Annotated in this window: 14 protein-coding genes; 13 read left to right on the top strand and 1 reads right to left on the bottom strand. The window is 59.4% G+C overall.

All coding sequences use genetic code 11. The features are described from left to right. Positions 1 to 32: 32 nt before the first annotated feature. The 9 genes from NKI08_RS00070 (at position 33) to NKI08_RS00030 (ending at position 9,027) form a co-directional block, all read left to right on the top strand. A complete protein-coding gene (locus NKI08_RS00070; RefSeq protein ID WP_352502409.1) occupies positions 33 to 257 on the top strand; it encodes a hypothetical protein in 225 nt (74 codons plus the stop codon). Positions 258 to 472: 215 nt separating this feature from the next. Beyond that, the gene (locus tag NKI08_RS34655; RefSeq protein WP_502896501.1) at positions 473 to 727 is read left to right on the top strand and encodes a DUF6894 family protein; all 255 of its coding nucleotides are present in this window, start codon (positions 473 to 475) and stop codon (positions 725 to 727) included. A 388-nt stretch (positions 728 to 1,115) separates the two neighbouring features. Then, positions 1,116 to 1,658 (top strand): class I SAM-dependent methyltransferase, encoded by a 543-nt coding sequence (locus NKI08_RS00060; protein WP_352502411.1) that lies wholly within the window; start codon positions 1,116 to 1,118, stop codon positions 1,656 to 1,658. A 237-nt stretch (positions 1,659 to 1,895) separates the two neighbouring features. After that, positions 1,896 to 3,683, top strand: coding sequence for an ABC transporter ATP-binding protein (locus NKI08_RS00055; protein ID WP_352685742.1), 1,788 nt, complete (start codon positions 1,896 to 1,898; stop codon positions 3,681 to 3,683). A gap of 6 nt (positions 3,684 to 3,689) precedes the next feature. Continuing rightward, positions 3,690 to 4,871, top strand: coding sequence for a glycosyltransferase family 9 protein (locus tag NKI08_RS00050; protein ID WP_352766566.1), 1,182 nt, complete (start codon positions 3,690 to 3,692; stop codon positions 4,869 to 4,871). 9 nt (positions 4,872 to 4,880) lie between these two features. Further along, the gene (locus NKI08_RS00045; protein WP_352766563.1) at positions 4,881 to 6,068 is read left to right on the top strand and encodes a glycosyltransferase family 9 protein; all 1,188 of its coding nucleotides are present in this window, start codon (positions 4,881 to 4,883) and stop codon (positions 6,066 to 6,068) included. Next, positions 6,058 to 7,236, top strand: coding sequence for a glycosyltransferase family 9 protein (locus NKI08_RS00040; protein WP_352766560.1), 1,179 nt, complete (start codon positions 6,058 to 6,060; stop codon positions 7,234 to 7,236). The genes NKI08_RS00045 and NKI08_RS00040 overlap by 11 nt, the downstream gene beginning before the upstream one ends. Positions 7,237 to 7,537: 301 nt before the next feature. Further along, the gene (locus tag NKI08_RS00035) at positions 7,538 to 8,317 is read left to right on the top strand and encodes a sulfotransferase domain-containing protein (RefSeq protein WP_352766557.1); all 780 of its coding nucleotides are present in this window, start codon (positions 7,538 to 7,540) and stop codon (positions 8,315 to 8,317) included. Between the two features lie 14 nt (positions 8,318 to 8,331). Beyond that, positions 8,332 to 9,027 (top strand): sulfotransferase family protein, encoded by a 696-nt coding sequence (locus NKI08_RS00030; protein WP_352613686.1) that lies wholly within the window; start codon positions 8,332 to 8,334, stop codon positions 9,025 to 9,027. Positions 9,028 to 9,057: 30 nt separating this feature from the next. On the opposite strand, the gene NKI08_RS00025 is transcribed toward NKI08_RS00030, so the two are convergent. Then, on the bottom strand, positions 9,058 to 10,038 hold the full coding sequence (locus tag NKI08_RS00025; protein ID WP_352471921.1) for a glycosyltransferase family 2 protein: 981 nt from the start codon (positions 10,036 to 10,038) through the stop codon (positions 9,058 to 9,060). A gap of 221 nt (positions 10,039 to 10,259) precedes the next feature. Between NKI08_RS00025 and NKI08_RS00020 the strand changes: the two genes are divergently transcribed. The 4 genes from NKI08_RS00020 to NKI08_RS00005 all read left to right on the top strand — a co-directional run bounded on the left by NKI08_RS00020 (position 10,260) and on the right by NKI08_RS00005 (position 14,454). Continuing rightward, positions 10,260 to 11,423 (top strand): glycosyltransferase family 4 protein, encoded by a 1,164-nt coding sequence (locus tag NKI08_RS00020; protein ID WP_352766553.1) that lies wholly within the window; start codon positions 10,260 to 10,262, stop codon positions 11,421 to 11,423. A 113-nt stretch (positions 11,424 to 11,536) separates the two neighbouring features. Beyond that, positions 11,537 to 12,310 (top strand): glycosyltransferase family 2 protein, encoded by a 774-nt coding sequence (locus NKI08_RS00015; protein WP_352502417.1) that lies wholly within the window; start codon positions 11,537 to 11,539, stop codon positions 12,308 to 12,310. Positions 12,311 to 12,418: 108 nt separating this feature from the next. Further along, the gene (locus tag NKI08_RS00010; protein WP_352448862.1) at positions 12,419 to 13,141 is read left to right on the top strand and encodes a glycosyltransferase; all 723 of its coding nucleotides are present in this window, start codon (positions 12,419 to 12,421) and stop codon (positions 13,139 to 13,141) included. A gap of 275 nt (positions 13,142 to 13,416) precedes the next feature. Beyond that, entirely contained in the window at positions 13,417 to 14,454 is a 1,038-nt protein-coding gene (locus NKI08_RS00005; RefSeq protein ID WP_352766549.1) for a phosphatidylglycerol lysyltransferase domain-containing protein, read from the top strand. Positions 14,455 to 14,780 lie beyond the last annotated feature (326 nt).

Genomic DNA, 14,780 nt, shown 5'->3' with positions numbered 1-14,780 from the left:
GAAGACGGATTGTGCCGAATCGAGGGAGAACGATGGTCGTTGACGAGATTGCCGCGCGGCGCCTGAAAATTCTGCTCGAGCAATACATGGAGACCAGGAAGAGGCGCCACGATGCGGTTTCCACCGCAGCGGCTGAGATCGCGATCAGGGCTGTCATGCCGAATTGCCCGGCCTCCGGAAAAGTCCTGGACGACATGATTGCGGCATGTGCGTTCGAACACGGGCTGGGGGTGCTGTTCGATCGACCTGACGCATGAAGGCCTAAATGCCATGAATCCCAACGCCAAAATCGCACGTTGCTGTCGTGCACAAATCCGACGCTGTTCCTGAGGCGCTCGCGACTAATGCGCATCGCGTCGATCGGCCTCATGCGATGTGCTGTAAGTGCCTGTTTTTGTGCATGTCGTTGCCGCAAAACCGCTGCACAGTTTTGCGCGACATGCATTAGAGAAACCGACCGACCGGAGCAGCCATGCCGAGATATTTTTTCCATTTCCGAAACAATGAGGGCCGCTTGACGGAAGATTTCGAGGGTCAGGAGTTGGACGGTTTGTCCGCGGCTCAGGATAACGCAATGGCCTCGGCCAAGGAAATCCTGGCCGAGGGCCTGCTCAGCGGCAGCCCGGTCCTGACAGGTCTTTCCTTCGAAATCTGCGACGAGAACCGGAAGCTGCTTTTCCGATTTCCATTCTCGGAAGCTGCCGAAAAGGCCGGCGCTCGACCGTGATTGGCCAAAAGCCCCGCGATGCGGGCGAGCTTTGATCGAGCCTGGCTGAAAAACCGCATGTCGCGGCAAGACGGTCGTTGGTGCAAATGAGCACCATAGGCAAATTAGTAGCATAGCTGCCGGCACAAAGCAAGAACAAATACGGCTTGCCTTGCCTACGGGGGCGCCAAGCGACGTTGCCATTTCCAACCAGTATGTCGATTTGTCGGGCCGGGTGTTCGTCAACTTACCGAAACGTCTTCGCAGGATGCTGTGATCAGGAGTTCCTTTCTCCCGCGGTTGCGTTTACAGGACGCTCAGGACAGTGTCGTTTGCGCGCCAGCTACTAGACCGAGTTAGGCCGGGCGCACAGTCCCCCTCCGTCAAGGAAACCAGTCCGGCGCCGTTTTTGGAGAACAATGATTTGTGGTGGTCAAATAAGCAAAAGAGATTCAAGGGAACGTGGGACGACCGACTGGACGGCCTATTCTCAGCAGAGGTCGACTACGCCGGGAAATCCATTCTCGATGTTGGCTGCAACATGGGTATTGTCGCCTATGAGATATCCAAGCTAGGACCGAGTTCGATCCATGGGATCGACATTCTCAAGCCGCATATCGAGACGGCCAGGATGATCTTCCTGGGTTGTCCGGTCCAAAGCCAGTTCGATTGTCTCGATCTTGGCAGCCGGAAGCTGCAAAATGTTCTCAAACCGCAGTACGACATCGTCATGCTGCTGGCGGTCTACCATCACATGCAGTGGAGCCTCGGCGCGGATAAGGCGCGACGCGTGCTGTGCGATATCGCCGGGCGTGCTCAAACGATCGTTGCCCGCGTCCCTCCTGGCAAGGATAAGGAGATGATCGCGGTGCTTTCGGATGTGGGCTTTTCAATCAAAAGCAATCACACATCGCCTCTTGGAAGCCATCTCATGGTCCTCGCGAAACACTGACCAGGCATAGCGCGGCCGACGGCGAATGGCGCAAGAGCCGCGTGGCTGGGATCCGCTATGCTCGGACGCGAGGAACCGACAGTCATAAGCCGATGACGTGCAAGGATCCGGTTCGGCATTGACTGCGGTCGGGAACGAAGCCACAGACAGGTGATCGAAACCGTCTCGTGCTTCAAGACAACACGAAGACCGGACGGGATCGCAACGGGCGGCGACAAGATGATTGCAAAGAAACGAGTGTCAACGGTCCCGGCATATCCGCTGATCAAGCGTCTGATTGGCGAAAATCTGCCGCCGCACAAGATGCTGTATGTGACAGGTTTGCTGTGCTCGATCGCTGCTGCTGCCGCGGTCGGCGCGACGGCCTGGATCATGAAAGTCATGATCAACACCATCTATGTCGAGCGAGATGCTGCCGCTGTATCGGGTATCAGCGTCGTCATCATCGGCATTTTCCTGGTCAAGGGCATAGCTGCCTACTGCCAGACCGTCACAACGGGAAAGATTCGCCGGGCTATCGTTTCGGACCTGCAAAACCGGCAATTTTCTCGAATGGTGCGTTTCGACATCAGCCGTTTCGCGAACCAGCATCCGGCAAAATTCATCTCCAAAATCATGTTCAACGCGCGCGCCGGGGCGACCGTTATTCTCACCCTCACGAGCAGCGCCGTCTCTGATCTGCTGACCCTGATTGCCTTGGCCAGCGTCATGGTCAAGCAGGACCCGGTGATGTCGCTGATATCCGTGGCGGTTCTGCCGATGCTGTTCCTGTCAGTCGGCGCGATAACCAGGAAGCTCAAGGCGCTGGCGAGGGGCGAGACGGAATTGGCCGCGCAGGTCCAGTCGATCGGCACGGAAGCCGTCGAAGGCATCCGCACCATCAAGTCCTTCCAGCTCGAGGACAAGGCCGTCGCCAGCTTTGCAAAGGCCGTCCGCAAGATGGAAAGACGTGGCATCCAGATCAACCGGACGTCAGCATTGATGAGCCCATTGATGGAGACCGGCGGCGGCGTGATCATCGGGCTTTTCGTTATGTACGCCAGCTGGCAGACCCTCGGCAACGGCAAGACGCCCGGCGAATTCATGGCCTTCATTACCGCGTTCCTGCTTGCCTATGAGCCTGCCAAGCGGTTGGCCCGGGTCAATGTCGACATTCAGAAGCAAATGGTCGCCGTCGAGCAGATGTATGACTTGATCGACACGCCCGAGCAGCGGCGACTCGCGATTGCGGGCGAGCGTCTGACCGACGTCGATGGTGGTATCCGCTTTGAAGATGTGGCCTTTTCCTATGACGGCAACAGCCCCGCGCTCGAGGGTGTTTCCTTCGACGTGCGACCTCGTGAGAAGCTGGCGATCGTCGGCCGCTCCGGCGCCGGCAAGACCACCATCGTCAATCTGATCCTGCGTCTGATGGAGCCGGACAAGGGCAGGATCCTGATCGACGGAAAGGACATTTCGAAGATCAGCCTGGCCGACGTTCGCGATAACATCGCACTGGTATCCCAGGACGTCTTCCTGTTCGAAGGCTCGATTCGCGACAACATTCGCGACGGCCGCCCGAATGCCACGGATCAGGAAATCGAGTCCGCTGCGAACCTCGCCCGGGTCACCAGCTTTGCTTCGGCGCTCGAAAACGGGCTCGACACGCTTGTCGGGCCAAGCGGCACCAACCTGTCTGGCGGCCAGAAACAACGCGTTGCCATCGCGCGCGCCCTGCTCAAGAATGCTGCGGTAATCGTCTATGACGAAGCGACATCCGCGCTTGACGGTGAAAACGAACGGGCGGTTATGGAGGCAGCCTTCGACAACACATTTCAGCGCACGGTGATCTGCATTGCGCACAGGCTGTCTACAATCAAGGCGGCCGATCGTATTCTCGTGTTTGACGCCGGACAGCTTGTCGATGCTGGAACGCATGACCAGCTTGCCAAGCACAGCGAGATATATCGTTCGATATTCCACCTGGAGACGCCCGATCCGATGGTCGAAAGCGGCAAAAAGCTGCGGCAGAGCGTATTGCGCTGAAGGCCGATGACCAGCTTTTATCACGGTTCCTATGTCCGGTATGTAATTGGTGGACTGGGCCTTCAGGTGCGCCGGTACAAAAAGGCGGTGCGCAGGTTGTTTTTCAGTCCCAGGCAGCCTCGTTCCATTCTTGAGCTGCAGGCCAAGGTTGAGGCCCTGATCGTGCGCAGGGACTGGAAAGGCCTTGAAGTCGGTACCAATGAGATGGCTGTCACGGCCGATCATAATCGCGACCCGGAGCTGATGCAGAAGGCGGGCCAGGCGTTCGAACGCCTTGGCAACTTTGCGCGGGCAGCTGAGCTTCGGCTTTCCGCTCGCCGGCTGCGGAAAGGGAAAAGCGCCAACGAGTGGACCGGCGAGAATCTCGGATCGGATACACTGCTGATCGATCTTGTGGAGGATGATCCGCGCAGCCTTGGCCGGGTTATCCGCCACGCGCGACTGGCCGGCGCTGCCGCTGCCTATGCCCAAAGCGCAACAATTCGGGTCGAGCCGCGCCTGGTATCAATTCTGCAGCGAACGTTCCCGAAGGCGACCGTGGTCCCGGCGCAGCGGGATGTGGTCGGCGACAAACACGCGACTTTCGAAGATCTCGCCTGGGTGTTCGGACGCGACGCCGAAAAGCTTGCTGCCGACTTCGTACCGCTGCGGGCAGATCCTGAACTCGTCGAGGCATTCCGCAAGCGCTATCGGGCGATGACGGATCTGCCGCTGGTCGGTCTCTCCTGGGGCAGCAAGTCCCATACCAAGGACGTGCCTGATTTTCCTGAATGGGCACGGTTCATCGCCCAGACGCCAGCGACATTCGTTTCGCTCCAGTACGGGCAGATCAAGCCGGCGTTGCGGCGCCTTCGCAACGGCAACGACGCGCGTCTGATCTTTGACGACAGCGTCGACCAGATGGTCGACATGGACCGTTTCGCCGCACAGGTCGCTGCACTCGATGCTGTCGTGACGATCAGCAATACGGCGGCCCATCTTGCCGGAGCCCTTGGCGTGCCGACTGTTTTCCTCATCGACGATAATTTTCAGACGGCATGGCCGGTGACCGGCGACCGGACACCCTGGTATCCGAATGGCATTGTCATTCGCAAGGAGGGGCGCCCTTGGTCGCTGGTGCTCGACGAGGCCGGCCGGCGGCTCTCGTCGATCCTGACGACGCTTTCCGACGCTCCCCGGGGACGATAGAACATCGCCGTGCAGAACAGACGAACCATCCTTCAGAAGGCAAAAACCGCCGATCTGCGCCCGCAGGGCGCCGTCGGCAAGCGGCTGCAGAAAGTCCTCGAGCGGGCAAAGGAACTTCTTAGACGTCCCTCGCGCCACGCCGACGAAAGCGCCGAACGGCATATGAGGCTGATGGAGGAAAGCGTGCAGCGTGGTGATTGGCAAACTGCTCGCGACCATGCACTGGCGCTTGGCGTGCTTGGTGAGCAGCTTGGCGATCTCGGCCTGATCAAGAAAGCGGGGCGTGGACTGAGGCGTCTCGACGGAGGAAATCGCATCTGGCAGTTGATGGCGGCGAGCAAGCAGCTGCGCGGCAGGCCCGATTGGGATGGCAGTGATCTTGCGGGTCGCACGCTTCTCGTCGATCGTCGCGAAGGCGACCTGGCGATCTTTTTCCAGTTCGCGTCTTTGCTTGGTCCAGCAGCTGCGGCTGCCGGTCGATGCATCGTCTTCGTCGAGCCGCGACTGGCACCGCTTTATCGCAGAACATATCCTGCGCTTGATGTCAGGATTGAAGGGGAAGAGGACATGGCGGCAGTGGACGCCGATGTCGTTGCCGGTTTCGAGACACTCGCAAAGCATTTCTGGCCGGACGACCCGGCGGCACGCGCGCCCTTCGTTCCGCTGGAGCCGGACCGCCGACTGGTTGCCGAGCTGCGCGGCACCTATCTCGATGGCGGCCCAGGTCCCCTGATCGGATTTGCCTGGGGAAGCCTGAACAAGAGCAAGGATCTGCCGGCTCTGGACGATTGGCGGACGCTGTTCAGCAGCCTGCCGGGGCGCCTGGTCAGCTTGCAATATGGCGATGTCGGGCCGGCCCTCTCCGAGTTCGAGCGCCACACTCCGGGGCGCATCATCCATGACGCTTCAGTCGACCAGTTGACGGACATGGACCGCTTTGCCGCCCAAATTGCGGCGCTCGACGCGGTGGTCACGATCAGCAATACCGGCGCCAACCTCGCCGGGGCGCTCGGCGTGCCGACGATTGTCATGCTCGACGATGGATTTCGGCTGTCCTGGCCTGCTTTCGGTGAGACCGTCGCCGCATATCCGAGCGTTCGACTGGTCCGAAAAGGCGGCCGAGCCTGGGCGTCGGCAGTCCAGGAAGCAGGCGGACGGGTCATGCAAATCATCGGCGGAGCTGGCGATGGAGCGTAGCCAACTTCTCGGCCGGTTGCGCCGCGCTGTCGCGCTTGCAGGCTACAGATACAAGGTCTGGTTCCGACGTCACCGGCGGCAGCTCTTCCTTCGCTGGCGCGACGGCGACATTGCCGATCAGATGGCGGATTATCGGCGAAGCGTCGAGTCCCGCGATTGGCCGGCGGCACTGCCGAAAGCCCTGGCTCTTGGATCCATTGCGAAGTCGAGGGGCGAGGTCCACCTGATCGACGAGCTCAGCAAGGCGCTGATGCGGATGGGCGCCTATGGCGCAGCCGCCGAACTCAGGATCGCCCGACGCCACATCGTCAACGGCCGCGTCGATGGCGAGTGGCTGGGCCAGGATATTTCGGGCCAGACACTGCTTGTCGATCTGATGGAAACCGAAAAGCAGGGTCTGGCCACCGCGATCCATCATGCGAGTTCCGTCGGCTGTGCGTTGGGGCGCGCCGCCCGTTCGATCGTCCTGGTCGAGCGCCGCCTGGTACCGCTCTTTCAGCGCACTTTTCCGACCGCCGATGTGCGGCCGGTCGGCGCTGACGGCAAGGCTGCCTATGGCGAGGCGCAGGCCTTCGCCGGCGTCCAGCATCTGACTGCCGTTTTCGAGACCGACGAGGCGACGATCCGCGAGCATTTCGTGCCCCTTAAGCCGGATCCGGCCCGGGTCGCTGAACTTCGCGCCCGCTACCGGCATGAAGGACGGCCGTTGGTCGGTATCGCATGGGGCAGCTCCAATCCTGGCAAAGACCTGCCGCCGCTTGCCGCCTGGCGAAACCTGATAGGCCGACCGGACCTCCGGTTCGTCTCGCTGCAGTACGGCCAGATCGAGACCGATCTGAAGTTCCTGACCGACGGTGAGCCGAAGCGCATTCTTCATGACAGATCGGTCGATCAGCTCGTCGACATGGACCTTTTCGCCGCGCAGGTTGCCGCGATGGACGCCGTGGTGACCATCAGCAATACCGGAGCGCATCTGGCGGGCGCGCTCGGCATCCCCTCGATTTTCATTCTGGGCGACGGCTTCAAGCGCTCCTGGCCGGTCGAGGGCGACCGCACGCCCTACTATCCATCGGCCGTGCTGGTCTCGAAACGGGAACGCCCCTGGTCCGTGGTGATGGGCGAGGCCGAGGCCATCCTGGCGCCATGGCTCACAAAAGTGAGTGGCTAATGCATGTCGTCCGAAAGGGCGTCACTGAAGACGCTTCGACGCGATCCGCATTAAGGGTTCGGCCGACGGATCGTGGAATGGAGCGCCCGCGTCGAACAGTCGTCGCAACAGGCCAAAAAACATAAGGCATTCCGAACCGGGATATAGTAAAGGCCAATTCGCCCCGCAGAGGATCGCAATTCTTGCTGGCATTTCTGCCTTGTGTTCGAATTAGCCGTAGGCTTAGGCGCCCAGTAATGGGGTTGGTCTGGCCGGCAGCGGTTCGGGCGCCAGCTCTGATAATCTAAAGGAGGTCTCTCCCATGTCCTTTCTAAAATTTTTCCAGGCCAAAGCGCCGCCTCTTCCTCTTATCGTATCCTTTCCAAAATCGGGGCGCACGTGGCTACGTGTCATGCTGGACGATCTCGGAGTTGAAGTTCAATACATTCACGACGGAACTGACCACAAGTTACTTCGACCGAAATCGAGCCTCAAGGAGAATAAATCTCGATACAAGAAGAGAAGAACAATAATGCTTGTTCGCGATCCAAGAGATACGGTGGTCTCAGGGTACTTTCAGGTTCAGAAGCGCCACATGCTTCCAGCGGGATCGTTCAGTGATTTTATCAGAAGCGACAATCATGGGATTGAAAAGATCATCAGATTCAATCTGCATTGGTTCTCGGCCATGCCCCGGATGCGCGAAATCCGGTATCTTCAATATGAAGATATGCATCGGGATACCGCTGGTGTCCTTCGCGCGATCCTTGGATTCCTGAACCAGCAGGCTGACGATCGGACGCTTGTCGAGGTGGCGAACAACCGAACGTTCGACAAGATGAAAGTGAGTGAATCGACCGGTGATCTGTCCGATCGATACGGCAAGATATTACAGCCGCGCGATGCGAATGATCCCGAAAGCTTCAAGGTGCGCAAGGGCAAGATAGGCGGTTACGGCGAATATCTTTCCGAGGACGATGTGGCCTATTGTGACGAGCAGTTGGCTAAGTTCGAATATTGGGAGAAGCTGGACAAGGTTTTTAGCACGAACGGCTTGTGCTACGCTCGCGTCGATAACCGCGCCCGGGTCGCCTTGGGTTAGGGAGCATTGCCGACATGGTGATGCGGACCGGATTCATTTGCGGCTGCGGCCATAGCGGGACGACGTTGATTGCGACGATCCTTGCGTCGCATCCCGACGTCTACCTGCCGCTCCAGGAAACCAACATTTTCTTCAAGTGGACCCCACTGGCCATGTTCCGCTTCTGGAAACTGAAGCGGGCGGCGCTCGATGCTGGAAAGAACGTGCTGCTTGAAAAGACACCGCGGCATATCCGCCGTGTCGCCCGCATTCGCCGGCTCGTCCCCGGTGCGCGTTTCGTCATGCCGGTGCGAGATGGGCGCGACGTCGTAGCGTCCCTGATCAAACGACTTGGCGACCCAACGGAGGCTCTCGACCGCTGGATCAACGACAATGCGCTGGTTCTTGCGGAACGGGGAAAGCCGGATGTGCTGATCTATCGCTATGAGGACCTAGTCGAGAATCCGGCCAAAGTCGTCGAGCAGATATGCAGCTTTCTCGATGTAACTTTCAGGCCGGATCTCCTCGACTATCACAAGAACCCGCAGCAGTGGTTCAAGCCGACCGACGCCAGCGGCGAGACGCCACATGCGGTGCTCCGGAACCAACAGGTCAATCAGCCGATCTATGACGGGAGCGGAAGATGGCGCTCCGAACTTGGAAACGCCGAGCTACAGGACCTGGTACAAGGACGAGGTGCCCAGCTTATGAAAGCATTCGGTTATGCATGATGTCGGCTCGGCATCTGCTTGAAATGCCGTCTACCAATCAATTTTGTCGATCAAACCCGTTTTGAACAGGCTGTGAGCGCCTTCGTACAGCATTGACTGTTCGCTCATCGCGCTGAGAGCGGCTTTACCGCTCGATACCTCATGATACTGGCGATATTTGGAAGCGCCGTTCCAATACTGACCTTCCGCCACCGCGACCTGCGCCTTGTCGTTGAAATCGGCGAAGAACTTGAAATGAAGCAGGCCAGCCAATCCCTTTATATAGTTTCGCCAGTAGGGCAGCGGTGAGTGAATCGACGTAAAAATCGTCTGGCGATCAACATATATCAGAGGAAACTTGGTCAACTTGTGCTGCCTGGCGAAAAGCCGGGTTCTCGGGCCGCCTGTGATCTTGAGATGCCGGGGGCTCCTCGTCACCTCATAGCCGCTGCCGTCGAAATGGTCTGCAACTTGCCATGGCGGCACGATGGGATCGAAGGGTACGTCCCAGATGCTTCCGCTCGGATACATGTCGATCATCGGCGCCAGCAGGCGTGTCATTCCGCGCCGCTTCAGCCAGTCGGCCATCGCACCGAGCGGATGCTGATCCATGCCGTCATAGACAAGATATTCGTCCGCATCCACGGTCAGATACCAGCGAGGCTGACCATAGATCTGCACAATCCGCTGTCGCCAAAGGTTTCCCAGGTCCGACTGCGAATAGGTGATCGGCGAGCTGAATAGATCGACATCTGGCTGCTCGGCCAGAAGCTCAGCTGTGCCGTCGGTCGAGCGATCATCGAGGACGGCGAATCTGGTGACGCCGAGTTCGCGATAGTGCTTCAGGAACGGGGGTAGCCTGTCCGCCTCGTTGCGGATGACGAGGATCAAAGGCAGGTCATTCGCTTTAAGGGGCGTTATCGGCCGCAGCGATGACACTTCTGCCCGTCTTCCGAAGGTGTGTCTCAGCCGATATATGGCGGTGTCGGTAATCGTCCGGCGGACAATGGCGGGCCAGGTTGCTTTGCTCAAGCCATCGATTCCCCTCATGGCGGTCACCGGCTGGAGCTGGCGCTGATCCGCTGTTTGCAGTTAATTTCTACATGCAGCACCGTTAGGCAAATCGCAAGCAGTTGCGGACAATGGACACAGGCCTGTTCTGAGTTCCGGCGGGGGAGCTTTCCAAGTGTTGCCGATGCGAGCTGGCCTCTATAGACATCGTCAGATGGCAACAAGGCCGGAGCCCAGACCCTATGTACGCCGGCATTCGTGGCACCGAAATTCAATTCGACAGGCCGATCCTGTTCGTGCGCCAGCGTTATGCGCCTTTTGGCGGAGGCGAGATCATGCTGGAAAACATCATGGCCGCATTCGCCGCGCGTCAGCGGCGGGTGGCCGTGCTGTCCGGCGACTGGCCGCGTTATGAAGGCATCGAGTTCATCCATTGTGCCGGCCGCCGGTTTCCGCGTTCGCTGCGGGCGACGTCCTTTGCTCAAGCTGCCTGCCGCAAGATCGCCGAGATGCCGCCGGCGCTGGTGCAGAGCAACGATCGTCTCCCGTGCTGCGATGTCTTCCGGGCCGGGGAGGGCGTTCATGCCGCCTATCTTGCCGAGCGGCGGCGTTTCGAAACGCGGCTTGGCAGGGCGGCAATGGCGCTGAGCCCCTTTCACCGCCAGACGCTGCGCCTCGAGCGCGCAACCTATGCCAGCCCACGGCTCAAAGCTGTCATAGCGATTTCGAAGATGGTCGCCGAGGACATTGTCCGTCACTACGATTATCCGGCGGAAAATGTGCACCATATTCCCAACGGGGTGGATCTCGACCGCTTCAACCCGCAGCTGCGCCAGCAGCATCGGGCGACAATCCGCGCGCGGCTCGACGCCGACGAAAACAGGCCGGTCGTCCTGTTTGTCGGCTCGGGCTTTGCGCGAAAAGGACTGCTTGCACTGATGAAGGCGGCCGCCAGGCTCGATGGCGGGCCTGAATTGTGGGTCATCGGCCATGATTCGCGCGCCAACGCCTTCAGGCAGGCCGGTGACAGGCTCGGTCTCGGCACACGGCTCAAGATGCTGGGGCCGCAGAAAGACATGCTGCCGTGGTACGGCGCGGCCGATGTTGCCGTGCTGCCTTCCATCTATGATCCTTTCGGCACAGTGGTCATTGAAGCGATGGCCAGCGGCTTGCCCGCCGTGGTAAGCACCGGCTGTGGAGCGCGCGAGCTTGTCGAGCGGTTCGAGCCGACGCTCGTTTGCGATGCGGCCAGCGAAAGCGACCTCGCTGCAGCGCTCGCGCACGCGCTGCAGTTGTCGTCACGACCTGACACCGCAGCCCGGGTGAGAGCGGCGGCCGAACACTATGATTTCAATGTCATGATCAAGCGAATGATGGCGCTTTATGAAAGCCTTGATCTGAAATGATTTTCGACTTTGTTGAATTAGGTTAGTACCCTCAGTTTGCTAACGGGCCGGGAACCGATGCTGCAGATGCATTCGAATGACGGTGGCAGCCTTGATGCCGGAGCATTCTGACCGTGCCGGCGCTCTCGGTCATTATCATCACCCGCAACGAGGAGGCGTCCATCGCGCAATGCCTTCAGTCTGTCCATTTTGCCGATGAGATCGTCGTTCTCGACAACAACAGCAGCGACAGAACCAGGGAGATTGCCGGTGCTCTGGGGGCAAAGGTTCTGATGACCGTCGATTGGCCCGGTTTTGGCGCGCAAAAAAACCGTGCGCTGGCCGCGGCAACGGGGGATTGGATCCTGTCGCTGGATGCCGATGAGTGGGTGGAGGCGCCGCTCGGCGCGGAAATAAGGGCCGCAATCGCCGACCCAAAAGCCAATGACGGCTTCGAAATACCGAGAAGATCGCGCTTTTGCGGGCACATTGTCCGCCATAGCGGCTGGTCGCCCGATCTGGTGCTCAGGCTCTTCCGTCGCCGCTCCGGGCGGTTCAGCGACGACACCGTGCACGAGAAGGTATTGGTGAACGGGAAGGTCAGCCGATTGTCCCAGCCGATCGAGCACGATTCCATTACCGACTTGGCAGATGCCCACGACAAGATCGGCCGGTACGCAGAAGCGTCCGCCGCGCAACTGCTTGCCGAGGGCAAAAAAAGCTCGATAGGCAAGGCGGTCTTGCGCTCGGTCTGGGCCTATGTGCGCAGCTATATTTTCCGGCTGGGATTTCTGGACGGTTCCATTGGTGCGATGGTGGCCGCGTATTCGGCCAGCTACACCTATCAGAAATGGGCTCGTGTCGCATTGGGAATGCGAGGCCAGGTCCACCCAAAAACGCAAGGCTGAGGCCAGGACAAATCTGTGAGAAACCGGCTTGGTTGACCGCAATTGTTGCCGAGCCATCGCCAATTAGTTAGTGTACGACCGTAAAAATCGAAGGCCAGGGTAGTGAATATGACTGATGCGTTTAGGGTATTTATCGGATGGGACAGTCGTGAGCCGATCGCGTACGACGTCGCGCGACACTCGCTGCTCAAACATGCGTCGGCGCCTGTCTCCGTCATTCCAATCAAACAGGACGAGATGCGTGCCCGCGGGCTATATTGGCGGGAAAAAGACCCGCTCGCCTCAACGGAGTTCACCTACACGCGCTTCCTCACGCCCTTTCTCGCCGACTACACGGGTTGGGCCCTGTTTTGCGATTGCGATTTCCTGTGGCTTGGTGACGTCGCAGGCCTGCTGAAATATACGGACTCAGACAAGGCGGTCTATTGCGTCCAGCATGACTATACGCCGAAGGCCACAACCAAGATGGATGGTGTGGTCCAGACGTCCTATCCTCGGAAAAACTGGTCGTCGCTGATGCTGTTCAATTGCGCGCATCCTTCGGTCAGATCGCTCACGCCAGAGGTCGTGAATCAGGAAAGTGGCGCCTATCTTCACCGAATGCAGTGGGTTGCCGACAAAGATTTGGGCTCATTGCCGGTAGAGTGGAATTGGCTCGAAGGTTGGAATGAAAAGCCTGCGGTCGGCACACCTAAGGCGGTCCACTATACCAGCGGCGGCCCGTGGTTTGCCGAATGGCAGAATGTCGACTACGCCGATTTGTGGATAGCAGAACGCGACGAGTTCCTGGCTTCCGATCAAGCGGAATCTTCTCAGAGCGCCGTTCGATAAGAACATCGTGTTTGGCAGGTGACCTGGGCGCTTCCGAAAGTGGCATTGATTTTCGTGTCGCCATGGGCGCAGCAACCAGCCGTCAGGCGCGGGGCGTCGACAACAATGCGTGTTGCCGCTTGGGGGCGGGACCGGGGCAGATTGCGCCTACGAATCTGGCGGCTCCGGCCGGGTAAACATGCCGCGCTGAGATAAGGATCAGCTCGCGGCAATATGATCGGTTTTTTGGGTCCGTCAGCTCTTTCATCGGCCTAGCCGGCACGCGAAAGTCGACCATGCCGTCACTGCGAAGACGCCTCGATCGTTTCCTGGAGAACCGCGGGCCTAAAATACCGCGGCTGCAGCTGAACCATGTCGAGCGCCTGGCGCTGGTCCGTCGCCATGGTGATTTTTCCCTTGCCTATTCGACCGCCGTGCAGAAGGGGCTTCACTACTTCGGCGATGCCCAGGGCTACATCGCTTACGGCAGCAAAACGCGACATCATTTCGCGCTCGGTGATCCAGTGGCTGCCCCGGCCGATTGGCGCGACTATATCCGACGTTTCATCGAGGTTGCCGGCAGCCCGTGGTTCGTGCAGATCGGCGACCAGACGGCGCGCGTGCTTGCCGGGCTTGGCTATCAGGTCAACCGCCTCGGCGTCGATACCAGGCTTGTCCTGCCCGGACACGACTTTTCCGGAAAGCGCAATGAGACAGTGCGCTATTCCGAACGCTGGCTCTTGAAGAAGGGTTTTTCCTTCGCAGAGGACAACGGGACTGTCTTCCTCGACGAGATTGCCAGGCTCTCCCAAAATTGGCGGGCCGACCGCATTGTCAAGCGCTGGGAGATGAGATTTCTCAACAGGCCCTTTGCCGATCACCTTGGCGTCGATATGCGCCGTTTCGTCCTGCACGGTCCGGATGGGGAACTCGTGGCCTTGCTGGATTTCGATCCGCTGTTCAGCGACGGCAAGGTCATCGGCTACACCACTTCGTTCAAGCGCAAGCACATCGATGCCTCGGCGCATGCCGAGATCGGCCTGACCAAATTCGCGGTTGACCGCTTTCGCGATGAAGGTGTTTCCGTCGTCACCCTAGGCCTGTCGCCGCTTGTCGAAATCGGACCTAGCGGGTTTGCCGAAAGCGATTTCTGGCGGCACGCCTTCCAGCGTGCCTATGACTCGCCCTGGGTCAATCGCACCCGCTTCAATCTGCAGGGGCAGGCGGCCTTCAAGCGCCGGTTCCATGGTGTCGAAGAGCCGACCTATCTTGCCTTTCGCAAGGGGACCTTTTTCGAAGCGCTTTCTCTGCTCCGGCTGATCAGGGCCGTCTAGTGCCTGGTGGCTGAGCGCTCGTCGCCTCCTGGTATGGTTGACCTCACACCGGTCAGGCTTGGTTGTTTAGGTGGGAAAGGAATGCCGCGGCGGGAAGCAAAGGACCGGCTGCGAACCGCCGGCCTATTCTGCGGCGTCCCCCAGTCCCGCCGGGGCACGTTTGGCAGCCTGAGAACGGATAGTGTGCTGAAGGTTCTGCAAAAAGTTTTGGAGAGAGAACGGAGCTTGCTCTGAGGGGCGAGCGGCCATGGCACGGTGGTGACGTTGCGATCACCGATTCCCGTGGAAGGGGAAGTGCCATGACCAATCGAGACGTTAGACTGAGC

Origin of the sequence: Mesorhizobium sp. M0768, from assembly GCF_040320195.1 — a bacterium.
Classification (GTDB): domain Bacteria; phylum Pseudomonadota; class Alphaproteobacteria; order Rhizobiales; family Rhizobiaceae; genus Mesorhizobium.
This window is presented reverse-complemented; position numbering and strand designations above follow the sequence as displayed.